23 protein-coding genes are annotated in these 23,386 nt (G+C 31.5%); 13 read left to right on the top strand and 10 right to left on the bottom strand.

What is annotated here, in order from left to right; translation table 11 throughout:
- Positions 1-132: 132 nt before the first annotated feature.
- A complete protein-coding gene (locus tag KPL50_RS23100) occupies positions 133-834 on the top strand; it encodes a transglutaminase family protein (RefSeq protein WP_216300885.1) in 702 nt (233 codons plus the stop codon).
- Between the two features lie 77 nt (positions 835-911).
- Here the strand turns inward: KPL50_RS23100 and KPL50_RS23095 are convergent, their stop codons facing one another.
- The 6 genes from KPL50_RS23095 to rsxC are packed head-to-tail and all read right to left on the bottom strand — an operon-like array spanning position 912 to position 5,897.
- Positions 912-1,742 (bottom strand): RnfABCDGE type electron transport complex subunit B, encoded by an 831-nt coding sequence (locus KPL50_RS23095; protein ID WP_216300890.1) that lies wholly within the window; start codon positions 1,740-1,742, stop codon positions 912-914.
- 6 nt (positions 1,743-1,748) lie between these two features.
- Positions 1,749-2,336, bottom strand: coding sequence for an electron transport complex subunit RsxA (rsxA, locus tag KPL50_RS23090; protein ID WP_216300884.1), 588 nt, complete (start codon positions 2,334-2,336; stop codon positions 1,749-1,751).
- 30 nt (positions 2,337-2,366) lie between these two features.
- Positions 2,367-3,059, bottom strand: a complete 693-nt coding sequence (gene rsxE / locus KPL50_RS23085) for an RnfABCDGE type electron transport complex subunit E (protein WP_216300883.1) — start codon at positions 3,057-3,059, stop codon at positions 2,367-2,369.
- Positions 3,059-3,625, bottom strand: coding sequence for an RnfABCDGE type electron transport complex subunit G (locus tag KPL50_RS23080; RefSeq protein ID WP_216300882.1), 567 nt, complete (start codon positions 3,623-3,625; stop codon positions 3,059-3,061). The genes rsxE and KPL50_RS23080 overlap by 1 nt, the downstream gene beginning before the upstream one ends.
- The gene (locus tag KPL50_RS23075; RefSeq protein ID WP_216300881.1) at positions 3,626-4,546 is read right to left on the bottom strand and encodes an RnfABCDGE type electron transport complex subunit D; all 921 of its coding nucleotides are present in this window, start codon (positions 4,544-4,546) and stop codon (positions 3,626-3,628) included.
- 28 nt (positions 4,547-4,574) lie between these two features.
- Positions 4,575-5,897, bottom strand: a complete 1,323-nt coding sequence (gene rsxC / locus KPL50_RS23070; protein WP_216300880.1) for an electron transport complex subunit RsxC — start codon at positions 5,895-5,897, stop codon at positions 4,575-4,577.
- 420 nt (positions 5,898-6,317) lie between these two features.
- Between rsxC and KPL50_RS23065 the strand changes: the two genes are divergently transcribed.
- The 3 genes from KPL50_RS23065 (at position 6,318) to KPL50_RS23055 (ending at position 10,610) form a co-directional block, all read left to right on the top strand.
- Positions 6,318-7,964 (top strand): YceG family protein, encoded by a 1,647-nt coding sequence (locus tag KPL50_RS23065; protein WP_216300879.1) that lies wholly within the window; start codon positions 6,318-6,320, stop codon positions 7,962-7,964.
- Between the two features lie 93 nt (positions 7,965-8,057).
- Complete coding sequence (locus tag KPL50_RS23060; protein WP_216300878.1) at positions 8,058-9,158, top strand: toxic anion resistance protein; 1,101 nt, start codon at positions 8,058-8,060, stop codon at positions 9,156-9,158.
- Between the two features lie 126 nt (positions 9,159-9,284).
- Positions 9,285-10,610: a replication-associated recombination protein A gene (locus KPL50_RS23055; protein ID WP_216300877.1), complete on the top strand. Its 1,326-nt coding sequence runs from the start codon at positions 9,285-9,287 to the stop codon at positions 10,608-10,610.
- 26 nt (positions 10,611-10,636) lie between these two features.
- On the opposite strand, the gene KPL50_RS23050 is transcribed toward KPL50_RS23055, so the two are convergent.
- Together KPL50_RS23050 and KPL50_RS23045 are read right to left on the bottom strand one after the other, a co-directional pair.
- Positions 10,637-10,978, bottom strand: coding sequence for a hypothetical protein (locus tag KPL50_RS23050; protein WP_216300876.1), 342 nt, complete (start codon positions 10,976-10,978; stop codon positions 10,637-10,639).
- 30 nt (positions 10,979-11,008) lie between these two features.
- Positions 11,009-11,518: a YtxH domain-containing protein gene (locus KPL50_RS23045; RefSeq protein ID WP_216300875.1), complete on the bottom strand. Its 510-nt coding sequence runs from the start codon at positions 11,516-11,518 to the stop codon at positions 11,009-11,011.
- Between the two features lie 213 nt (positions 11,519-11,731).
- On the opposite strand from KPL50_RS23045, the gene KPL50_RS23040 reads away from it, so the two are divergent.
- Entirely contained in the window at positions 11,732-12,478 is a 747-nt protein-coding gene (locus tag KPL50_RS23040; RefSeq protein ID WP_216300874.1) for a 1-acyl-sn-glycerol-3-phosphate acyltransferase, read from the top strand.
- Positions 12,479-12,572: 94 nt separating this feature from the next.
- Here the strand turns inward: KPL50_RS23040 and KPL50_RS23035 are convergent, their stop codons facing one another.
- Entirely contained in the window at positions 12,573-14,180 is a 1,608-nt protein-coding gene (locus tag KPL50_RS23035; RefSeq protein ID WP_216300873.1) for a Na/Pi cotransporter family protein, read from the bottom strand.
- 276 nt (positions 14,181-14,456) lie between these two features.
- Complete coding sequence (locus KPL50_RS23030) at positions 14,457-14,993, bottom strand: ECF transporter S component (protein WP_309245209.1); 537 nt, start codon at positions 14,991-14,993, stop codon at positions 14,457-14,459.
- 294 nt (positions 14,994-15,287) lie between these two features.
- On the opposite strand from KPL50_RS23030, the gene hcp reads away from it, so the two are divergent.
- From hcp to KPL50_RS22990, 8 genes are all read left to right on the top strand, one after another.
- A complete protein-coding gene (gene hcp, locus KPL50_RS23025; RefSeq protein ID WP_216300872.1) occupies positions 15,288-16,931 on the top strand; it encodes a hydroxylamine reductase in 1,644 nt (547 codons plus the stop codon).
- A gap of 115 nt (positions 16,932-17,046) precedes the next feature.
- Positions 17,047-17,205 carry a polynucleotide phosphorylase gene (locus KPL50_RS23020; protein ID WP_216300871.1) on the top strand — a complete coding sequence of 53 codons (159 nt, stop codon included), beginning with the start codon at positions 17,047-17,049 and terminating at the stop codon, positions 17,203-17,205.
- A gap of 288 nt (positions 17,206-17,493) precedes the next feature.
- Positions 17,494-18,330, top strand: coding sequence for a PRD domain-containing protein (locus KPL50_RS23015; protein WP_216300870.1), 837 nt, complete (start codon positions 17,494-17,496; stop codon positions 18,328-18,330).
- Between the two features lie 298 nt (positions 18,331-18,628).
- Positions 18,629-19,129: a PTS glucose transporter subunit IIA gene (locus tag KPL50_RS23010; RefSeq protein WP_253200775.1), complete on the top strand. Its 501-nt coding sequence runs from the start codon at positions 18,629-18,631 to the stop codon at positions 19,127-19,129.
- Positions 19,130-19,142: 13 nt separating this feature from the next.
- Complete coding sequence (locus KPL50_RS23005; protein WP_216300869.1) at positions 19,143-19,403, top strand: HPr family phosphocarrier protein; 261 nt, start codon at positions 19,143-19,145, stop codon at positions 19,401-19,403.
- A gap of 146 nt (positions 19,404-19,549) precedes the next feature.
- Positions 19,550-20,752: a DNA polymerase IV gene (locus KPL50_RS23000; RefSeq protein ID WP_216300868.1), complete on the top strand. Its 1,203-nt coding sequence runs from the start codon at positions 19,550-19,552 to the stop codon at positions 20,750-20,752.
- Between the two features lie 89 nt (positions 20,753-20,841).
- The gene (locus tag KPL50_RS22995) at positions 20,842-21,705 is read left to right on the top strand and encodes a hypothetical protein (RefSeq protein ID WP_216300867.1); all 864 of its coding nucleotides are present in this window, start codon (positions 20,842-20,844) and stop codon (positions 21,703-21,705) included.
- Between the two features lie 99 nt (positions 21,706-21,804).
- The gene (locus tag KPL50_RS22990; protein ID WP_216300866.1) at positions 21,805-23,175 is read left to right on the top strand and encodes a CCA tRNA nucleotidyltransferase; all 1,371 of its coding nucleotides are present in this window, start codon (positions 21,805-21,807) and stop codon (positions 23,173-23,175) included.
- Positions 23,176-23,386 lie beyond the last annotated feature (211 nt).

The raw sequence follows: 23,386 nt of genomic DNA, 5'->3' as shown, positions 1-23,386 counted from the left end.
CAATTATACCAAAAAGAGGGGGTCATTGTTTTTTTGTTATAAAAACAGTTTAAACCCTTGCTAAAGCAGGGATTTATATAAATAAAACAAAGATAGTGTTAACACTATCAATCTAATAAAGGAGGCGTTAACATGAAAAACTATTTAAAAGAAACGCATTTGTTAGATTATAATCATCCAAAAATACAACAGCTTATGGCTGAGAGAAAATGGTCTGAAAAAGACGAGTTTGAAAAAATTAAACAAATATATTGCTTTGTAAAAAATGAAATTGTTTTTGGTTATAATTCAAAGGATGACTTTAAGTCATCTGAAATTTTAAATCAAGGATATGGTCAGTGCAATACCAAGGCTACCTTACTTATGTCGTTACTCAGGGGCGTTGGCGTACCAACAAGGACACATGGGTTTATGATTGATAAAACCATGCAAAAGGGTGCACTAGTGGGATTAACTTACCTGATTGCCCCTGCAAAAATAATTCACATATGGGTGGAGGTATATCATAACGGAAACTGGATAGCACTTGAGGGTGTTATTCCTGATGATAGTTTCTATAATGCGATCAAAGATAAACTGAAAAAACGTGATGACGGTTACTATGGTTACGCTATTGCTATAAAAGAAAAGTCTTCTAATAACTTATGTTTTACAGGCAAAGATACCTATAGCCAAAGCCTTGCAATTACTGATGATCTTGGAATTTACGATTCACCGGAGCTTTTTTTCGAAAAATACAATAACACACTTACACCTATAAAAGAATTTTTGTTTGAAAAAATATTATCGAAAATGCTTAATAGACGATTACAGAAGATTCGAAATGCAAAATAAACTATAACTATGCTCACGATTTTTTTAGTAAAACAAAAAGATACTAAGAATTACATCTTAGTATCTTTTTGTTTTAACTATTTACTTATTGCTTCAGTAATGTTTTCATGAGCTGTTAGAGGCTTCGAGATAGCTTTTGTTGGACACTTAGTAGCACATAGGCCACATTGTATACATTTTTCAAAGTCTATTGTAGCCAGGTTATTAACCATAACAATTGCTTGCGTTGGGCAAACTTTTACACACATGGTGCAAGCGATACATCCAACTGCGCAATTTTCTTTTACTGCTTTACCTTTTGATTTCGAGTTACATTCAACAAGTACTTCTTGATTCGCTGGAACGAACTCTATTAAATTCTTAGGGCATACCTTAATACAGGCGCCACAAGCTACACAATTATCCTTATATACAACAGCTACACCATCGATGATGTGAAGGGCGCTAAACTCACAAGCTCTTACACAACTAGCAAAACCTAAACATCCATCTGAGCAAGCTTTAGGACCTTCACCAGGTGCAATAACCGCTTGCCTGCAATCGCGGATTCCATCATACTCATATTTTTCTTTTGCTACCGTGCAAGTTCCTTTACATTTAACAAAAGCAACTTGAGGATTCAGGGTTTCAACTGATAATCCCATTATTTCTCCGATTTTTTCAGCAACAGAAGCTCCACCTACTGTACATAAATTTAGAGGTGTGCCTCCATCAACTACAGCTGCTGCATAAGCGTCACAACCAGCAAATCCGCATGCACCGCAATTTGCGCTAGGTAATGCTTCTCTAACCAGTGGTACTTTAGGATCAACGGGTACATGGAATTTTTTATTAGCATAACCAAGCACTACTCCAAATACAAGTCCCATACCGCCAATGCTTATTATTGGGTAAATTAAATTTCTAATATCCATTTAAATACCCCCCAATTTTAAACCACTAAAGCCTAAAAATGCAATAGCCATGAGTCCTGCTGTTACTAGTGAAATAGGAAGGCCTCTAAAGCATAGTGGCATATTATCACTTTCTTCCATTCTTTCTCTTAAGCCTGCAAGAAGTACAATGGCAAGCATGTAACCACAAGCAGCTCCGAGAGCATTAACCATGGACTCTACTAGGTTATATTTTTCACCTATATTTATAACTGCCATACCAAGAAGAGCACAGTTAGTAGTTATTAATGGAAGGTAAATTCCAAGAGCTTTATAAAGAACTGGTTGAGTTTTCTTAATAACCATTTCAACAAATTGCACTAGTGCGGCAATAACTAGAACGAAGGCTAGAGTTGATAAATAGGTTATATTTAAAGGAACTAAAATCCAGTTGAAGACTCCGTAACACAAAAATGAAGCTAAGAACATAACAAAAATTACTGCGAGTCCCATACCTTTTGCAGTTTCGGTTTTTTTAGAAACTCCAAGAAAAGAACATATTCCAAGGAACTTAACTAATAAGAAGTTATTTATTAAAAATGCACTTATAAAAATTGAAAAAAGTTTCATCTTAATCCACCTTTCTAAAAAAATTAAATATTATTTTTTGCAACTATGAGCACAAGAACCACAACCAGTACACTCACCGGTCACTGGATCAATTTCATGAAAATGTGCAATTTTATTATTAACTTGGTTTGTTTCATTGATTGCCTTTTGATTTAATAGAGCCATTATAATTCCCAGGGTGATAAAAGCTCCAGGTGCTAAAATCATAATTATAGCAGGTTCAAAGGATGAACCAAATACCTGGAATCCAAATATTGCACCAGCTCCTAGTAGTTCTCTTATTGCACCAAGAATTATTAATGCAACTGTAAAACCAAGTCCCATTCCAATAGCATCATAAACTGAAGGAAGTATTTTGTTTTTTGATGCATAGGCCTCAGCTCTTCCAAGAATTACACAGTTAACAACTATTAGTGGAATAAAAATTCCTAGTGACTTATATAGTGATGGAACAAAACCTTGTAATAAAAACTGTATTAATGTAACAAAAGCAGCTATTATTGTAATATAAGCAGGTATACGAACCTTCTCAGGGATTACTTTTCTTAATACAGATATAAAAAGATTAGAACCAATCAAAACTGCTGTAGAGGCAAGGCCCATACCTATAGCATTTTCTACGCTGGTGGTAACAGCTAGAGTAGGGCAGGTAGCTAGAACTTGCACAAATAGTGGATTTTCAGTTAATATACCGTTTTTTAATCTTTCAGAAAATGAGCCCATTATTTTTTATCTCCTTTCAATGAAGCGTTGTAAAAATCAATAGCATCATTAACACCAAGTGTTACAGTTTTAGACGTAATAGTGGCACCTGTAATAGCTTGTATTTGATTATCCTTTGTAGGAACTGTTTTTACAACTTCTAATTTATCTTTTGTAGGTTTATTTTTAAACTGATCTGAAAACTTAGGTTGTGGAGCATTAGCACCAAGACCAGGGGTTTCAGTGTGAGCTAAAATTTTAATACCAGTAACTTTTCCTTCAGTAGATAGTCCAACCATAATTTCTACTGGGCCACCGTATCCTTTGGGTGCAACTTTTATAGCATATCCAGTTATCTCAGTACCCTTAAGGCCTTCATTAACCTCAGAAATTTTTTCGTTAATTTTTACATCTGTTTTTTGAAATTTATCAGCAGTGGGTAATATTTCTTTCATAGCAGCTTGTTTATCCGCTGCTATGGATGCAGCAATAGGTGATTTAGTGATTTCATAAGCACCACCTAATAAGAATGCTGCAACTCCTGTAATTAAAAGTAAAATTAAACCTAATCTTATATTCTCTTTCAATTATTTCACCTCCCCAAAAATGCGTGGAGCAGTAAACTTATCAATAAATGGAACAAATAAGCTCATTATTAATATAGAGTAGGATACTCCTTCAGCATAACCACCATATAAACGAATTATTGTGGTTAAAAGTCCACAGCCAACTCCAAATATAAGTTGTCCTTTTTTTGTCATAGGAGAAGTGGTATAATCTGTTGCCATAAAGAAAGCTCCAAGCATTAAGCCACCAGCAAAAATTTCGTATAGTGCATTTCCACTCATGAAGCCATCTCTGCCTAATATAAGTGTTAAAATAAATACACTACCGATATATGCAACTGGAGTATGCCAACTTATTACTTTTTTATAAAGTAGATAAGCAGCACCAATTAATAATGCAATTACAGAAGTTTCACCGATACAACCACCTACGTTACCAATAAAAACATTCATTAGACTAGGTAATTGTCCCTCACCACTTTTAAGTATTGCAAGGGCTGTAGCAGATGAAACACCATCAACAGTAAAATTAGTCATGTGAACTGGCCAAGAAGCAAGTAAAAATGCTCTAGCAGCCAAAGCTGGATTCATTATATTTTGTCCAATACCGCCAAAAAATTGTTTTACAATAATTATTGCGAAAAATCCTCCAACTGCGGGAAGCCAAAGCGGAACAGCAGCCGGCAAGTTAAAGGCAATTAATAAGCCAGTTACGACAGCACTTAGGTCTCCAATTGTTATTTTTCTATGAGTAAGTTTTTGCCATAGCGCTTCTGCTGCAATACATGATAGTACAGATACTAATGTAACTAAAAATGCTTTCATTCCAAAGAAATATATTCCAGCAATGGTAGCGGGTATTAATGCTATTATTACGTCTCTCATTATACCCTGCACTGAATCATTTGATTTTATGTGTGGGGATGAAGATACTGTATACATATAAGTCACCTCTATCAATTTTTTTCTTCTATTTTTTTCTTCTATTTATATTTATTGTTCGTTTACCTTCGCGGCAGGTTTGAGTTAAATGACGTTTAGCTGGACATACATAAGAGCAACAAGCACACTCAATACAATCCATACCATGTAATAATTCAAATTCCTCATATTCTCCTCTTAAAACTAAAGAGTTAAGTTTTGTAGGGTTTAAAAACATAGGGCAAACACTCATGCATTTTCCACATCTTATACAACTGGATTCTTGTTCTAATCTTGCTTGCTCTTTTGTTAAACAAAGTATTCCTGAGGTCCCTTTAATTACAGGAACATCTAAAGAACTTAAGGTTGTTCCCATCAAAGGTCCACCTGAAATTACTTTAACAGGGTCCTCTTTGAATCCACCAGCAGCTTCGATAACTTCATTCATAGAAGTTCCGAATTTAACTCTTAAATTCAGAGGCTCTTTAATTGCTTCTCCGGTTACAGTTAAAACTCTCTCTGTAAGTGGTTTACCCTTTACTACAGCGTTGTATATCTCAAACACCGTATCAACATTTTGAACTATGCAGGAAACATCTGCAGGAAGCTTTCCAGAAGATAATTCTCTACCAGTAATTGCATAAATCAATTGTTTTTCTGCCCCTTGAGGATATTTTGTAAGCATTGAAGTAACTTCTAAGTTTTTAATGTTTGCTGTAGCTTTTTTCATAGCCTCAATTGCCTTAGGTTTATTAGTTTCTATTGCAATATATCCGGATGCATCTGGAAACATTTGAAGAATAATTTTTAATCCCTCAGCAATTTCATTTGTTTTTTCCAGAAGCATTCTGTAATCACAAGTTAAATAGGGTTCACATTCAGCTGCGTTTACTATAATGCTGTCGATGATTTTACCTTCCGGCGGATTAAGCTTAATATGTGTTGGAAAACCCGCTCCACCCATACCTACGATGCCAGCGTCTTTAATGATAGCCAATAGTTCATTTTTCGATAGTTTTTTATAATCATTGTGTGGAGTCAACGTAAGCACTTCTTCGTAAATGTTATCGTTTTCTACAACAATTGACAGTACCATGTTTCCATTACTATGTAATCTAGGGGCTACATCTAATACAGTTCCGGATACGCTTGAGTATATTGGTGCAGATACAAAAGCTTTGGATTCACCTATTTTTTGTCCAACTAATACTCGATCACCTTTTTTTACTAGTGGATCACAAGGCGCTCCTATGTGTTGTTGCATAGGAAACACTAAGTTGCCTTTTGGAAGCAAGTCTTGAATTGCTTTATCCATACTTAAATCTTTTTTGTCACTAGGGTGAATACCTTTTTTGAAAGTCAAAAGTCCCATAATAAACCTCCTTGCAGTTCTCTTTGAACCTAACAATTATAAAGTGTTATCCCCTTAGTGGTTCTAGGGTAGACAACAGCAATAAATCGATAGCTACATTCTACTGATTTTTAACTAAAATGATGATTATTTAATAAAATTATATCAAATAATGTAAAAATGACATATTTTTATTGTTAAGGTGCATATAAAATACACTAACATATATATATTACACCTTTTATGAGTATAAAAGAATGCTTTTTCAGAAATAAAATGTATAAAATATAGTCAGATTATTCGAAAAATTCCAATTAACTTATATTAAAATGGAATTTTTTCAATATATTATAATGAACAACAGGAGTTTAATATGGTATACTTAATAAAGATAAAAAAACTATATTTACGATAATAAACAATTAAAAGGGTAAGGTGAATATGGAGAAGAATAGTTTAAATAATCTAGAGATTCACAGTGTGTGTTTAGAAATCAATGAAGATATCATAAGTAGTTTAAAAACAGAGATTCATAAAAGAAACAAATTTCAATATAATTCCAATGTTGTATTTATTCCAAATTATTTTTATAGGTTTATAGGTATAAAAAAGAATGAAATTGATTACTATGAGACCTTATATAAATTAGACAAAGAATTAAAGAAAATAAAACCTGGTTACATTCGATTTAGTGAGGGATTAGATAAAGACATTAGCATAAGACTTCAAAATATATTGAATGATATTTGGCTAAAGGTAGGTCAAACCGAAATTATTGATGTGCCCACAATTATAAATTTAATAAGTGATAATGGACTTTTTCCGGATTTACCTAACAAAACTTTGCTAAGGCAAATTGAAAATAATTTGAAGGGACTCATAGAATATTATATTAAGAGCAATGAAATAGTAGACAATCAAAGCATTAAACTTATTGTAAATTATGTGATTCATTGGATAAACATTTATTCAAAAGAACTATTCCAAAAGTTTGACTATATACATATCAACCCTAAAGTGGTATTTTATGGAGAGATTTCAAAAACGGAGGTTTTCTATTTAGTACTACTATCAACATTGGGCTGTGATATTTTATACTTTAATCCTAAAGATTCTGGAACCTTCCATGAAATTGATAAATACAATGCTTTTTCTAAGGAAATTGTTTATAATTATAAAGGTGATATAAAACCCTTTCCTACTGGGGTAGAAGATAGGATTAAGACAACTGCCTATAATGCTAAGGAAGAGCTTAATAAAACACTTTTTACCGATGATTCTGGGTTTTACAGACCGTGGCAATTTGCAGATTATAATCTGCAGGCGGTAACACTTAATACTACCTATGAAGAAATATATATATGGATGAAGGAAAAAGCACATATACGAGAAGGCTTTAAAGTTCAAGACTCCACTGTAGTTATACCTAATATATTCTCAAAGGTTTGTGGTACTCATGAGGATATTGATATTTATTGGAAGGAAATTAATGGGTTAGTAACTCAGAAATATACAAAGTTTTATAATGAACTACCTATAATGGATGTAGTTCATTTGGAATATGGGAAGTTTAATTCAATTTATCCGAATAATACTTTTTCAGAATTTAATATTGAACAAATGATCAATTCATCTTGGTGGAAATATAAGGAGTTGCGATCCGGACTTCAAAAGAATATGGCCCAGAAAATTAAAGAACTATGCTTAAGTCCTGTAATAATAAATGTTGAACAGGAAGATTTAAGGGATTTACAAGTTGATATTTTCTCAGTACTTATAAATTTAGATACATCAGTACTTGAATTATTGCAAGCTTATGATTACCCAGAAGAAGTTCCTAAAATTATAATTTATAATAATGAAGAAAATGGAAATATATCTTTTGAAGACTGCATAATGCTTACCTTTATGAATTCTATGGGAGTAGATATAATCATATATAACCCATCAGGATACAACGACATAGAGAATTTTATTTACCCACAGCAATATGATATTCACAGACTCGCGAATGTGAGCTTTGAACTTCACTTTAAAAAATATGTGGAGAAGAAGAAAAGCTTTTTCGAAAATCTTTTCCGTAGCTAATATTTGAAATGCTTCACAGTTAATTATGATTTTTATGCTAGGGTATAAAAATCTGAAAATAAATCAGGAAAATAGATAAGAGGAGTGAGAAACATGGAAAATAATAATGGAGTGCTTATAATCAAAGACGAGGACATTGAAAATGCTGATATAGAAAAAAAGGCTATTAGCATAAATAATCAGCTTAAGGTATCACCACAAGTGATGCAAATTGCATCGAATTTAAATATTAAAGATGCAAATGCCATATTAGAATTTGGAAATGAACCAGCTCAGCAAATATCCAAATTTGCAGATCAAATATTAAATTCTATTAAAACTAGCAGTGTTGAAGATTCAGGTGTTATGATAAAGGAACTTACAAGTATAATGAAAAAGTTTGATAAACAAGATTTTGAAGAAAGTAAAAGTAGTTTCCTTGGAAAGTTGTTTAGTAAACCAGCTAAGGCTATAGATAAAATGATGGGCAAGTATAAAACTATTGGTGGAGAAATAGATAAAATATATACACAACTTAGTGGATATAAGGTGGAAATAAACAATTCTAATTTAATGCTCGAAAACTTATATAATCAAAATTTTGAGTATTATGGAGAATTAGAAAAATACATTGCTGCAGGGAATATGATTGTTGAAAAAAGTGAGAGTGGAGATCTTCCTAAACTTGAGTCTCTAGCAAATAATGGAGAACAAATAAATATTATTAATTATGAAAATTTTAAAGCTACGCTTGAAATGTTAAAACAGAGAATATATGATTTGGAAATGGCTAAGATGGTATCATTACAAACAGCTCCTCAAATTAAGATGATCCAAAGGGGAAATTACAAGTTGATATCAAAAGTTCATTCTGCTTTTATAATAACTATACCTGTATTTAAAAATGGTATAATTCAAGCTATAGCACTAAAGAAACAAAAATTAGTAGCGGATTCACTAGCAGAGCTGGATAGAACTACTAATGAGCTATTAATGAAAAATGCTGAAAATATAAGAAGTCAAAGTGTAGATATAGCAAAACTCGCTGGAGGCACCAGTGTAAAAATTGAAACTCTAGAGAAAACTTGGAATACGATTATGCAAGGAATCGAAGAAACAAAGACAATTGAAGATGAAAATAAGAGATCAAGAGAAGCTGGAATAGTCAAACTACATGAGATGACAGAAAAACTAAAGCAGAAATCACTAAAATAATAGTTTTATGAGTATATAGTAGTTAGGAAATGAAATGAAGGATTTAGACTAATGAAAATAAATAACAAGTCAATAGTTTAACATATGGACTTGTTATTTATTTGATTGTTCCTAAGAGGTGATTATATGGATATATTTGAATTACAAGCGGAAAAAAACTTACGAAAAGATGCACCACTTGCGGAAAGATTAAAACCGGAAAAATTAGAAGATTACGTAGGGCAAGAGCATATTTTAGGTAAGGGAAAGCTTTTATGGAGAGCAATTAAAGCTGATAAAATAACTTCTTTAATACTATATGGTCCACCAGGTACAGGCAAAACTAGCTTGGCTAAAGTTATTGCAAATACAACAAAATCTAATTTTGTTAGGCTTAATGCAGTTACAGATGGGCTAAAAGAATTAAGAGAAGTGGTGGCACAGGCAAAAAATGATTTAGGAATGTATGATATTAAAACTATCTTATTTATAGATGAAATTCATAGATTTAATAAAGCTCAACAGGATGCATTGTTGCCTTTTGTAGAAAAGGGTACAATAGTATTAATAGGGGCAACCACAGAAAATCCTTATTTTGAAGTTAATAACGCATTAATTTCTAGGTCTATGCTATTTAAATTGGAACCATTAGAAGAAAAACATATACAAAAGATTATTGCACGTGCACTAGAAGACAAAGAAGCAGGCTTTGGAAATACTAATATTTGCATGGAGAGTGTTGCTATAAGTTATCTTGCAAATATGGCAAATGGAGATGCTAGGCGTGCACTTAATGCCTTAGAATTGTCAGTACTTACTACAGATAGAGATGAGCAAGGCAGAATAAACATAACATTAGAGGTTGTGGTGGAATGTCTCCAAAAAAAACATATAAAATATGATAAAAATAGAGACGAACATTACGATGTAATTTCTGCTTTTATTAAAAGTATGAGAGGGTCAGATCCTGATGCTGCGATTCATTATATGTCTAGAATGATATATGCTGGAGAAGACCCTAAATTCATTGCTAGGAGAATTGTAATAGCAGCAGCAGAGGATGTGGGAAATGCAGATCCTATTGCACTCCTGGTAGCAAATAATGCAGCTCAGGCCGTTTTGTTTGTAGGGATGCCAGAAGCTAGAATTATTTTAGCACAAGCTGCAATTTATATTGCCTGCGCGCCTAAGAGCAATGCATCTTATATGGCTATTAATAGTGCACTTAAAGATGTAGAAGAAAAAAACATAGGGAGTGTACCTGCTCATTTAAGGGATCAAAGCTATAGTGGGGCAAAGAAATTAGGGCATGGGGTTGGATACTTATACCCTCATGACTATGAAGGAAATTATGTGAAACAGCAATATTTGCCTGACGAATTAATTGGTACAGTATATTATGAAGCCTTTGAAAATGGATATGAGAAAAAAATTAAAGAGCGACTTAAGTTATTGAAATATAAAGAGAAATAAACAGAAAAAAAGTAGGAGTAAATCTCCTACTTTTTATTTGAAAATATCTTTTTGATAATAGTTAAAATATCTACTATATAAACTAAATATCTTTCAACAGATTCTGTTGCTCCAAGTGCAGTGGCAGTTGTCTGCACTACTACTTCAGTAACATCTTTTATATTGTCCGTTACTTCATACAAGTTTTTAAAGGTTTTTGGTAAGAAATCTAATATTTCATCAATACTATCTTCATTCTTTTTGATGATTGAATTTACAGTTGATATAGTTTTAATGAGTTTTAGAAGTCCTACTATCAGTATAATTAAAATAACTATACCAAGAAAAATTAATATGCCTTGTCCTAATTTGAAAAAGTTTATATACATTTATAGCACCACTATTCTTTTAAATTTTGGTTATTTTTTAGTGTCTTTTTCAACTAGATCAGTTTGTCCTAAAATTGAATCGAGTTCTTCATCGGCAGTTTCAGCTATAGCATCCACTGTTTCAGAAATTACTTTTGAAGCTTTTTTATCATTTAAATATTGAGAAACTTTAACTTTAGCTTCTATTACATTATCTTTAGCATCAGAAACTTTATTGTTTATAGCTTCTTTTAAATCCACACTCTTTTGTTTGATTTTAACTTTAGCATCAGTAACATTATCTTTAGCATCAGATACTTTATCGTTAATATTTTCTTTAAGCTCTATAGTTTTTTCTTTGATATTATTTGTAAGTTCTTTTGATGTGTTAACAATATTTTCTCTATTTTCTTTACCAGATTTAGGAGAGAAAAGTAAACCGCCGAGTAATCCACTGACACTTCCTGCTGCAGTTCCAATAAGTATTTTTTTTGCAGTTTGAATTCTTAATTTTCTTTGTTTTTCTTTTTTTCTTTTTTCATACCATTTTGTAAGTATCATAATTGTTGCCTCCTTTAAGGATAAAAAACCTTAATCTATACTATAAGCATATACTTTATCTAGTTTTTGTCAATGTTTTAAGAAAAATGTAACAGAAATGTAACGCAAATGGGGGAGAAAATACACAGTTGAGTATAAATTATTACAAAATTATATCAATTTTTTACGATGTTTGATAAAATACAGAAGGAGAAATTACCTTGGGGGGAATTTATGATAAAATTATTATGGTATTTCTATTTTTCAATATATTTGAGTATTTCATCTTTTAGCTTAATTAAAATAAAATACATACAAAAAAAATCACCTAAAGAATCTGAAATACTTGCCTATAGAGCAGCACAGCGCATTGCAAAATATGTTTTGAGGGTAACTAAGACTAGTATTAAAGTTAGTGGTACTGAAAATATACCGGTGGAAAATTGCGTTTTTATAGCAAATCATCAAGCCATTTTTGATGGGTTTGCATTGCTAGCTTACATTGATAAGCCTTTTGGGTTTGTGGCTAAAAAAGAAATAAAAAAGATACCATTGATTAGTAGTTGGTTAAAATCAATAGGATCAATTTATATAAATAGGCAAAGTCCTAGAGAATCAATTAAAACTATTCAAGAAGGTGTGGAAAAGATAAACACCGGATATTCAATGATGATTTTTCCGGAAGGTACAAGAAGTCTAAAATCAAAAATGAACTCCTTTAAAAAAGGGAGTATGAAACTTGCAACAAGGTCTAGAGCCTGCATAGTACCAATAACAATAGATGGAACTTATAATGTTTTGGAAGTAGGCAGAAAAGTAATGGGAAACAAAATTAATATGGTTATACATAAACCTATTTATCTTAATTCATTAAGTAAAGAGGAGCAACAAGATTTAGGGGAATATGTACAAAATATAATAGAAGAAGAATTAAATAATATATGTAGGAATAAACAAATACTGTTGGCGAGCAAGCAATGATAGTACTTAATAAATAAAAGAACTGATAAAGCAAATACAAAAAAAGATTAAGGAGTAGTTGTATACTACTCCTTAATCTTTTTTTGTTCTAAATTTATTTAGAATTAACCACCATTTGTGCAATGTTGTTTGAATGGTCTCCAACTCTTTCAAGATTTGTTAAGAGCTCTAGATAAACAGAGCCACCAGCTGGCGTACATTCAAAATTATTTAATCTAGTTATATGATCATTTTTAAGTTGTTTTTCCATGTCGTCTATATTTTCCTCTACATCCATGGCTTTTCGAGCAGCTTCTAAGTCAGAATTTTCTAAAGCTACTATGGCATTATCCACGCAGTACTTTACAGTTTCAAACATATATGTAACATCAGATATTGCTTTTTCTGAAAAAGTGAGTTTATTATCTAGCTTTAATCTAGCAAGCTCACTTAAGTTATCAGCATGATCCCCAATTCTCTCTATATCATTTACTACATGATATAAGGAAGTAATGATCTCGGATTGATGTTCTGATAGGGGTGTATTTGAAAGTGACACCATATAACCAGTTATTTCTCTTTCAAGATAATTTATGGTAACCTCATGCTCAATAACTGAGTTAATTAAATTTTCATCAGAATTCAAGAATGCTTGCATGGCAGTAGAAAGATTTTCAGAGGCAAGTTTTCCCATTCTAGAAACCTCTTTAATAACTTGTCCAACTGCAATAGCAGGAGTTTCAAGTAGTCTGACATCTAAGTATTCTAGTACAAGAGCAGATGATTTTTTATCCTCGCCAGGTACTAATTTATTCACAATTTTAACTAAAGTACCTATAAACCAAATTTGAATAAATACATTTGTTAAATTGAATAATGTGTGTGCATTAGCAATTTGTCTTTGAATATCTCCACCAAACATTGGAACAAGTTTCAACACCGGTTTGAAAGCTAGCATAAACATTATTGTGCCAGTGACGTTGAAAATCAAATGTATAAGTGCAGCTCTTTTAGCATTCTTAGTAGTTCCAATGCTTGCTAGTAGGGCAGTAGCACAAGTTCCGATATTATCACCAAAAAGTATAGGAAGTGCAACGCCAAGTGAGATACTACTATTTGCAGCAAGTGCCATTAATATTCCAATAGTAGCACTACTACTTTGAACTGTTGCAGTCATACCAAGACCAACAAGAACCCCCATGAGTGGATATTTTCCGAGCACTAAAATAAGGTTTTTAAAGCTATCTAGTTCGCTTAAAGGCCTCATAGAAATTTCCATCATAGACATACCTACAAATAATATACCAAAACCTAAAACAATTTCACCAATGTCTCTAGTTTTTTTCTTCTTGCAAAACATAACTAAAACAGCACCTATCGCAAGAATAAAGGGTGCTATATCTGTAAGTTTAAAGGCTATAAGTTGAGCGGTCATTGTAGTACCAATGTTTGCTCCCATAATAACCCCAGCAGCTTGGAATAAATTCATAAGCCCTGCATTTACAAAACCTACAGTCATTACTGTAGTTGCGCTACTACTTTGAATAATAGCAGTAACACCTGCACCGACAAGTACGGCAAAAAACTTATTGCTAGTTAAAATTTCTAGCATCCTTTTTAGTTTTTCTCCTGCAGCCTTCTGGAGACCATCCCCCATAAGCTTCATACCGTAGACAAATAGTCCTAAACCACCTAAAAGTTGAAAAATCATTTTATAATCCATATTAGCTCTCCTTTTAAAAAGAATATTTCTCATGTTTCCTATGAAATTTTATCATAGCAATGTTAAGTTAGTGTTAAGTTTTTGACGATTTATGTTAATTGTTTTATGATTTTGAACATTATTTTAAGAAATATTACGAAATGTTAAGATGGAGTTAATTTAGAGTAGCTAAGATAGAGTAGCTAAGATAGTGGGGACGGTTAACAACTAATTGAATAATATCAATTAGTTGTTAACCGTCCCCTTAAGCAAAAGAATAAGCAAAAGAATAACAGCCTATATGAAAACTTTTCTCTTTTTTAAAATTTCAATTAGTATTAATGCAAAAGCTCCGCCGATGAGTGCAGTTAAAAGCTGAGGAATTCCCATGGCAATTACTAGTTTATTCGCTATTTTTGTAGGTATATCTAGCTTCAATAATGGTATAAGCTTAGATGCAGAAACTGATAAAAATATATATTTTATAAAGGCACCAATTATAATTCCTAGGTATTTTCCATATTTGCCCCGTTTACTTACAATTATAAAAGTAAGAACAAATAGAATGTTACCAATAATTATAAAGGGGATGAAAGGCCCAAAGGCACTAGGAAGTTGTCCAGTTAACCAAGCTAAAAGTGGAGTTAGGGAACCAACGAGTATTCCATAAACACCTCCGCAAATTGCAGATGTGAGAATAAGTATTGCATTAATAGTTGGTCCAACAAAAATTTGGCTTATTTGAGGTGCAGTTTTTCCTATTACCTGAAAAACGATAGCTAGGGCAAGAAAAAGGCTGGCTTTTACTAGTTTATTAATGTTAAGATTTTTCACAATATTTACTCCTATTCCTATTATTTTTACATAACAATAATACCATATTAATACAAAATTTTCAACGAAAAGGCTTGATGGAGAGCTAGCTTCAATTATGTTTTATATTTTTTATCATTTTGTAACATATGTTACCGACTTTATAGCTGTATAAAAGTATACTGAAGATAGTTCAAAAACAAGTATCAAATTGTTTATATCTACATAATTATTCAAAACAATAAATAAAAAATATATGGAAGACGATTATACAAAATTGTTGTCATTCCAGAAAAATAATAGGAGGAATTTAAAATGGGTATGTTTTGTTATCAATGTCAAGAAGCTTCAAAGGGAACGGGTTGTACATCACGAGGAGTTTGTGGTAAAACAGATGATCTAGCTAATATGCAGGATTTATTAATTTATGTTCTAAAAGGAATTTCAATTTACTCTACAAGAGCAAGAGAACTAGGGGTAGAAAACGAAGAAGTAAATAAATTTGTAGCAAATGGGTTATTTATGACTATAACAAATGCAAACTTTGATAAAACTAGGTTTATAGAAACAATAATAAAAGCATTAGAATTACGTGAAGTAATTAAGGGTGAACTATTAAATGCTGGTGGAGTAATAGATGGCAATTTGCCTGAATGTGCAACATGGACAGGCAATACTTCAGAGTTTGAGAGTAAATCTATGAATGTGGGAGTACTTAAAACAGAAAATGAAGATGTAAGATCACTAAGAGAACTCGTAATTTATGGTATTAAAGGAATAGCAGCTTATACTGAACATGGATTTAATTTAGGATATGAGAATAACGACATATATGCTTATATGCAAAAGGGCTTGGCACAAACAACTAATGATAATTTATCTGTTGATGAATTGGTGGCATTAGTACTAGAGTGTGGTAAGTATGGAGTAGATGCTATGGCACTATTGGATAATGCTAACACTACTACTTATGGTAATCCTGAAATTTCAAAGGTGAATATCGGAACTCGAAATAACCCTGCTATATTAATTAGTGGACATGATCTAAAAGATATGGAAGAGCTATTAATGCAAACAGAGGGCACAGGAGTAGATGTATATACTCATAGTGAAATGTTACCAGCAAACTATTACCCAGCTTTCAAAAAATATAGTCATCTTGTAGGTAATTACGGAAACGCATGGTGGAAACAGGATTCAGAGTTTGAAAGTTTTAATGGACCAATACTCATGACAACAAACTGTATTACTCCTCCAAAAGATTCTTATAAGGATAGAGTTTATACTACAGGAGCATCTGGATTTGATGGTATGAAGCATATACCTGATAGAAAAGACGGAAATGCAAAAGATTTCTCAGCAATAATTGAACATGCTAAAAAATGTAGCGCTCCGATTGAAATTGAAAGAGGAGAAATAGTTGGAGGCTTTGCTCATAATCAAGTATTAGCACTTGCTGATAAAGTTGTAGACGCAGTTAAAACAGGAGCAATCAAAAGATTCTTTGTAATGGCTGGCTGTGATGGAAGAATGAAAGGTCGCGAATACTACACTGAATTTGCAAAAGAATTACCAAATGATACAGTTATTTTAACTGCAGGATGTGCAAAATATAGATACAATAAATTAGAACTTGGAGATATTGGTGGAATACCTAGAGTTCTAGATGCAGGGCAATGTAATGACTCTTATTCATTAGTTGTTATAGCAATGAAACTTCAAGAAGTATTTGGACTGGCTGATATCAATGAATTACCAATAACATACAATATTGCATGGTATGAGCAAAAGGCTGTAATAGTTTTACTAGCATTATTACACCTAGGCGTTAAAAATATTCACTTAGGACCAACATTACCTGCATTTTTATCCCCAAACGTTGTTAATGTTTTAGTTGAAAACTTTGGAATAGCTGGAATAGGAACTGTAGAAGAGGATATAAAAATGTTTATGGCTTAAAAATTTGAGGGGACGCTCTAAGTAATTTAGGGTGCTCCCTTATAATTAGCTTCATGGCGTAATAATTTTACATAAGAATAAGTTTTAAGGGTAAAATAATTATGAGGTGATTTTAATGGATAAAGAGTACTTAAAAGATTCTAACAATATAGCTTATGCTAATTTATCACAAGGAGAAACAGAAAAACTAAAAGAACTCGAGAGAACTTTTAATAATGAATTTCAGTGTGAGTATTATCTTATGGTGATGAAAGACCACATTATAAAATCCTGATAAAAATCAGGGTTTTATTTGTATTATAGTAAATATTGGTGGATTTATATGATTAAGTGTGAAATAGCTTATAGGTGTAAAAGTTCCTTTTTCGTAATAAATGTGTTATATTATACAACACTAAAAAAAACAATATGGTAATTTAAAGAAAAAAATGGTATTTTAAATCATTAGGATAACGAAATACGACAAATCATGCACTGGAATTTAAACTTTTAATAATATATTTTGAAAAACGCTTGAATAATTTCAAAATGTATTTTAAACTATAGAAGAGGTAATATTAATATGGATATTGATTATAAGGTATTAAAATCTCTTAGTAGCAATGTTGTTGTTTCTGAAAAAGACAGTAATGTCTATGTGCTTTTTGGAAAAGGAATAGGTTTTGGTAAGAAACCTGGTGAACGTATAACTAAGGAGAGTACCATAGAGCAGAAGTTTATTAAAATTGACGAAAGTGAAAAAGCTAACTATGTTGAAATTGTTAAGAATGTAGAAGGTCAAATTCTAGCAGTAACAGAAGAAATAATTTCTCTTGCAGAAGATATTTTAAAAGAAAAGTTAATTTCGCGTATACATATTGGGCTGGCTGACCATATTAGTTTTGCAATGAAAAGAATGGAACTTGAAATTGATATAGTTAATCCTTTTTTAAATGAAATACAGACGCTTTATCCTAACGAATATAGCATAGCAGAAAAAGGTTCGAAACTTATTAAGGAAAAATTAAATGTAGAGCTCCCAGAAAGTGAAATCGGTTTTATTACTCTTCATATACATTCTGCTAGAGTTAATGTGGAAGTGTCTCAAAGTCTTAAATATACTAGAATCATTAAAGAAGTAATGGAATATATTCAAGATATACTTGGGATAAATACTAATCAAAAATCCATGGAGTATGTGCGGCTTGTGTCTCATTTAAGGTATGCACTGGATAGGATAGAGAATGATAAGGTTTTAAAAAATGTAATGTTAGAATCCATTAAAACTTCAATGAGTGAAGAGTTTGAAATTTCTAGGAAGGTGTGTAAGTTTATATCAAAAAAGCTTTTTAAAGAAGTTTGTGAAGATGAAATTGGATATATGTCATTACATATCTATAGATTAAAGCAATCAAATTAAAAAATAATGTTTATATTATTAGGTGTGTCACTGATTAGATCAGGCATTAACCATATAAAATGCTTTTATGCATATTATTAGGTTGTGTCTTTTTTTTTAACAATACTTCAAAAGTAAATATTAATCCAGTTTACTGGAGTAAGCTACTTTAGTAGTTTCTTAATAAATGTATTTAAAATGCTAAACAATGCACAAACTAATATTTATATATAAGTTAAAATTCAAAGTAAAATGTCATAATAAGTAATTTTAGGTAGATAACAATTGTTAATTGCTATCTACCTTAGAGAAGGCGAGGATGATAAAAATGTTTGGTTTTTTCAAAAAAAACAAAGAAGAAAATAGTATAATTATAAAATCTCCAGTTGTGGGAAGATGTTTTGACATATCAGAAATACCAGATGAGGTTTTTTCTACAAAAATGTTAGGTAATGGAATAGGCTTTGAATCTACAGAAGGAATTTTATATGCTCCAGTTGATGGCGAAATTCTTCAAGTCTTCCCTACAAAACATGCTATGGTTTTAAAGAGTAAAGAAGGTATAGAAATATTACTTCACATAGGTATTGATACAGTAGAAATGAAGGGTGAAGGATTCGAAGCTTTCGTTGAAAAGGCACAACAAGTTAAGGCTGGAGATAAATTATTAGCTTTTAATAATGACTTAATAAAAGCTAAGGCTAAATCCAATTTATCTGTGCTAGTGCTTACTGATAATGAAATAATGGAATCAGTAGAGTTTAAACTAGGGACTGTAGATAAAAATAATGAAGTAATAGTAATAAAATTAAAGAAATAGGGGTGCGTATATTATGATGGAAAAAAAAGCAATAGTTAAAAGTGAAACAGGAATACATGCAAGACCAGCATTATCAGTAGTTAAAGAGGCTTCTAAGTTTAAATCAGAAGTGCTTATAGTAAAAGATGGTAATGAGTATAATGCCAAAAGTATAGTGGCTATAATGTGTATGGCAGCTGTTAAAAATGATGAAATAACAATAAAGACTACTGGTGATGATGAAGAAGCCGCAGCAGTAGCTATGGTAAAACTTATCGAAGAAGGACTTCAATAATAGGATAACTGAATCTAAAAATCAACTGCTTAGGTATATAATAAAAAGCAACCTATTCTTAATTAAGGATAGGTTGCTTTTTTGTGCTATGATTCTATATAATATATGTATGTATAAAATATACCTTATATAAAGGATGAGATTACATGATTAAATTTAATGAGAAACTTATATTTCATATAGATGTTAATTCAGCTTTTCTTTCTTGGAGCGCTTCAGATAAACTTATGCAAGGTGAGGATATAGACCTCAGAGATATAGCCGCTGTGATAGGGGGGGACGAAGAGTCACGAAGAGGTGTAGTACTCGCAAAATCCATATTAGCTAAAAAAAATGGAATAATAACAGGAGAAAGCTTATTTACTGCAAGGAAGAAATGTATAGACCTTGTAGTTATATCACCAGACTTTAGTTTATATGAAAGATGTAGTAGGAGTATGAGGGAAATTTTTAGTGATTATACACCTTATGTGGAGAAGTTCTCTATAGATGAGTGCTTTTTAGATGTAACTAATTATAATACTTCAAAAGAAGCCGCATGGCTCCTAGCTTGTGAAATTAAGGATAGAATAAAGGCAGAACTAGGATTTACAGTGAATATTGGAATATCAGATGTGAAGCTTCTAGCTAAGATGGCATCTGATTTTGAAAAACCTGATAAAATACATACGCTTTATAAAGCGGAGATAGAAAAAAAATTGTGGAAACTGCCAGTAGGAGAGCTATTCATGGTTGGAAAGAGAACCGTTCCTAGACTTAATAATTTAAATATATTTACTATAGGGGATTTAGCTCAGTATGATGCTTCAATTTTGAAATATCACTTTAAAAGCAGCGGGCACATGATGTGGAAATATGCAAATGGTATAGATAATTCAGAAGTTAAATGGAATAAATATGAGTTAAAGGGTATAAGTAATTCCACTACATTATCTGAGGATATTAAAACTAAAAATGAAGCCTATAAAGTATTATTAAAATTGGTAGAGCATACGTCAACTAGATTAAGAAGTATAAAAAAGTGCTCCTATTGTATTTGCGTAACTATAAGAAATAATGAATTTAATGATTCTTCTCGCAGTAGGACTTTAAATAATGCTACAGATTCAACGCAGGAAATACTAGAAATGGTTAAAAACCTTTTTGATGAATTATGGAAGGGAGAACCAATAAGGTTACTGGGAGTTTCTCTTAATAATTTATGCGAGGATAATTTTAAGCAAATATCAATTTTTGATATTAATAATGTCCAGGATGAAAAACAAAGATCACTAGACAAAACTATGGATAGCCTGAGACACAAGTATGGTGAAACTATAGTTATAAAATCAGTATTTCTAAAAAAATAACTAAATTTATTGAAAGCTATCGTTCTAAAACATAAAAGTGCAATGTAAACTAGGTAAGAAGTACTATTTTTGCGGAGGGCGTATGCGGCATGGACAATAGAGCATTAATACCACTATATCTTAATAGTGATTTGATAAACAATTTATATACTATTGTAATACAAGAGTTTGCTGAAATTAAAAGTGAAACTACTAGAAAGCAATTAACTATTAGTACAATTACACCACTGTATGAACTTACTTGTGGTAAAATAATGCAAGGTGATTTAAATGTTCAACTTATCAATGAATTCTCGTCGCAGAAAATTGAAGAGAGAATTTCGATTGTAATAACTATACTATCAAGAGTAAAAAACATATTAAATGATCAAAGTATGTTAAAAATAATAAATAATGAGAATGATGTCAAGAATATAAAAGAATTTGATTTTGTTCAATTTACGGGCGAATTGTATAAAAATCCAGTTATAGAGTATATAGAAGATATAATCAGGGTGATGGAAATGCAATTGGCTTTTTCACCTGAAAATATAGAAAATGGTGATGAAAGTGTGGAGCATAAGGCTAAGATGCAGGTTTTAAAAATTCTGAAAGAGGATATGGAAAACTGCAAAAGAGAAAAATGTTTAAAATTTATTAGTAGTAGTATTGGCAGCACTAACACTAAGGTTATAGTGCCCTTAGAGATAAAATATATGGCGGATAATTTAGATTATATTAAAGGTGCTAAAATTACTGTGCTTGGTAAAGTGGTAAGGATCTCAAAGGAAAATGAAGACAATAGCAATAGTTTGCTCAGTGGAACGTATTTTGATTATTTAGATGAGGAGTATTTTCAAGAATTTAAAAATAGATTTCTAAAGAATACAAATTTAATTAGAGATTATGATAAGAGTCAAATAGAAATTAATGAGCCTATAATTGAAATTATACCTATAGCAATGTATATTTAAGATAAGGAATATCCAAAAAATATTAAGTCTATACAATAGCAGCATTAATTGTTACTATTTTTATGCTCCTTATAGTAAAAAAAATAAAGGGTGATTGGAATGATTCATAAAAGCATGGAAATGCATATACCAATAGATGTGAAAATGATTTTAGATTGTTTGAAAAATAACGGATATGAGTCTTATATAGTGGGCGGAAGCGTAAGAGACTGTAAAATTGGAAGGACCATGCCTAAGGACTATGATATAACTACAAATGCCTTGCCTGGAGAGATTATTAGAATCTTTGATAAAACAGTGCCTACAGGGATAGAACACGGAACTGTCACTGTTATGATAAATAGTGAGGGATATGAAGTTACAACTTACAGAATAGATGGTGAATACCGAGACAATAGAAGACCCGAGGGTGTCACATTTGTTCTAAATTTAAAAGAAGACTTAGCTAGAAGGGATTTCACTATAAATGCACTAGCTTTTAACGAGGAACATGGCCTTATTGATTATTTTGGTGGTAGGGTGGATTTAGAAAATAAAATAATTAGAGCAGTAGGAGAGCCTAATAAAAGGTTTCAAGAAGATGCACTAAGAATGCTTAGAGCTATTCGTTTTGCTGCGTCATTAGATTTTCATATAGAGGAAAACACATTAGAAGCTATAAAAGCAAATTCTCACCTTATATTAAATGTAAGCAATGAAAGAATTAGAGATGAACTATGTAAAATGCTACTAACTAACAATACCACAAAAGCCTTAAGAACACTTGAAGAAACTAAACTTCTAGAATTTATACTACCAGAACTTGAAATAGCCGTAGGATTTAATCAGCAAAATCCTCATCATGATAAAGATATATTTGAACACATTTTAGCTGTTGTGGAAAAATGTCCACAATCGCTCGATTTGAGAGTAGCAGGATTATTACACGACATAGCTAAACCATATTGTTTTACTATGGATAAGGAAGGTATAGGTCATTTTTATGGTCATGACAAAAAAGGTGTTATAATATCAAAGAATATACTTAGGAGACTTAAATTTGATAATCAAAGTATAAGTAAAATTTGTATTTTAGTAAAGGAACATATGAATGTACTTATAAAGCCAACAGATGCTTCTGTAAAACGTCTTATTAATAGAGTTGGTGTAGATTCAGTTCATGACCTCTTCGCATTGCAAAGGGCAGATGCGCTAGGTTCTCACCATCCTGAAATTCGTTTAGAAGAAATTAGTAGAGTAGAAGAAAAAGTAATCGCTATTTTAGAATCTAAAGTTCCATTATATATAAAAGACCTTGCAATAAACGGTGAAGATTTAATGAGAGAATTTTCTATTAAAACAGGAAAAGAAATAGGTGATATGCTTAAATTTCTTTTGGATAAAGTATTAGAAAATCCGGAATTAAATAGTAAGGAAAGACTTTTAGATATAATTTATCATGAACATATCAAAGGCCTTAAAGGATTTTAATAATTTAATAGAGTGTGTTTTATGTTTCCTCAGACTTAGTTTGGGGAATTTTTTTTAGTGAGGTATAAAAAGATGTAGAACTAAGAGCATTTGAGATATAGATTATTATTCTGTTAATCAGTCAATATACTATATGGCAAAAACACCGTATTGTAAATATATACCTTAAAAAAACATGCAAAATGATATTTGCAGAAGTTAATACATACAC

The sequence above is a fragment of the Clostridium sp. CF012 genome (genome assembly GCF_018861755.1).
Taxonomy (GTDB): Bacteria; Bacillota; Clostridia; order Clostridiales; family Clostridiaceae; genus Clostridium_AD.
Note: the sequence above shows the minus strand (reverse complement) of the source record. Positions and strands in the feature narration are given on the sequence as shown.

Excerpts from the sequence above, each read along its gene's own strand:
- KPL50_RS23065 (WP_216300879.1), top strand. The coding sequence starts at position 6,318 with ATGGAGAAGAATAGTTTAAATAATCTAGAGATTCACAGTGTGTGTTTA.
- KPL50_RS23075 (WP_216300881.1), bottom strand. The coding sequence starts at position 4,546 with ATGTATACAGTATCTTCATCCCCACACATAAAATCAAATGATTCAGTG.
- KPL50_RS23055 (WP_216300877.1), top strand. The coding sequence starts at position 9,285 with ATGGATATATTTGAATTACAAGCGGAAAAAAACTTACGAAAAGATGCA.
- KPL50_RS23050 (WP_216300876.1), bottom strand. The coding sequence starts at position 10,978 with ATGTATATAAACTTTTTCAAATTAGGACAAGGCATATTAATTTTTCTT.
- KPL50_RS23005 (WP_216300869.1), top strand. The coding sequence starts at position 19,143 with ATGATGGAAAAAAAAGCAATAGTTAAAAGTGAAACAGGAATACATGCA.
- KPL50_RS23015 (WP_216300870.1), top strand. The coding sequence starts at position 17,494 with ATGGATATTGATTATAAGGTATTAAAATCTCTTAGTAGCAATGTTGTT.
- KPL50_RS22990 (WP_216300866.1), top strand. The coding sequence starts at position 21,805 with ATGATTCATAAAAGCATGGAAATGCATATACCAATAGATGTGAAAATG.
- KPL50_RS23000 (WP_216300868.1), top strand. The coding sequence starts at position 19,550 with ATGATTAAATTTAATGAGAAACTTATATTTCATATAGATGTTAATTCA.
- KPL50_RS23040 (WP_216300874.1), top strand. The coding sequence starts at position 11,732 with ATGATAAAATTATTATGGTATTTCTATTTTTCAATATATTTGAGTATT.
- KPL50_RS23045 (WP_216300875.1), bottom strand. The coding sequence starts at position 11,518 with ATGATACTTACAAAATGGTATGAAAAAAGAAAAAAAGAAAAACAAAGA.
- KPL50_RS23020 (WP_216300871.1), top strand. The coding sequence starts at position 17,047 with ATGGATAAAGAGTACTTAAAAGATTCTAACAATATAGCTTATGCTAAT.
- KPL50_RS23100 (WP_216300885.1), top strand. The coding sequence starts at position 133 with ATGAAAAACTATTTAAAAGAAACGCATTTGTTAGATTATAATCATCCA.
- rsxC (WP_216300880.1), bottom strand. The coding sequence starts at position 5,897 with ATGGGACTTTTGACTTTCAAAAAAGGTATTCACCCTAGTGACAAAAAA.
- KPL50_RS22995 (WP_216300867.1), top strand. The coding sequence starts at position 20,842 with ATGGACAATAGAGCATTAATACCACTATATCTTAATAGTGATTTGATA.
- rsxA (WP_216300884.1), bottom strand. The coding sequence starts at position 2,336 with ATGAAACTTTTTTCAATTTTTATAAGTGCATTTTTAATAAATAACTTC.
- hcp (WP_216300872.1), top strand. The coding sequence starts at position 15,288 with ATGGGTATGTTTTGTTATCAATGTCAAGAAGCTTCAAAGGGAACGGGT.
- KPL50_RS23010 (WP_253200775.1), top strand. The coding sequence starts at position 18,629 with ATGATAAAAATGTTTGGTTTTTTCAAAAAAAACAAAGAAGAAAATAGT.
- rsxE (WP_216300883.1), bottom strand. The coding sequence starts at position 3,059 with ATGGGCTCATTTTCTGAAAGATTAAAAAACGGTATATTAACTGAAAAT.
- KPL50_RS23060 (WP_216300878.1), top strand. The coding sequence starts at position 8,058 with ATGGAAAATAATAATGGAGTGCTTATAATCAAAGACGAGGACATTGAA.
- KPL50_RS23035 (WP_216300873.1), bottom strand. The coding sequence starts at position 14,180 with ATGGATTATAAAATGATTTTTCAACTTTTAGGTGGTTTAGGACTATTT.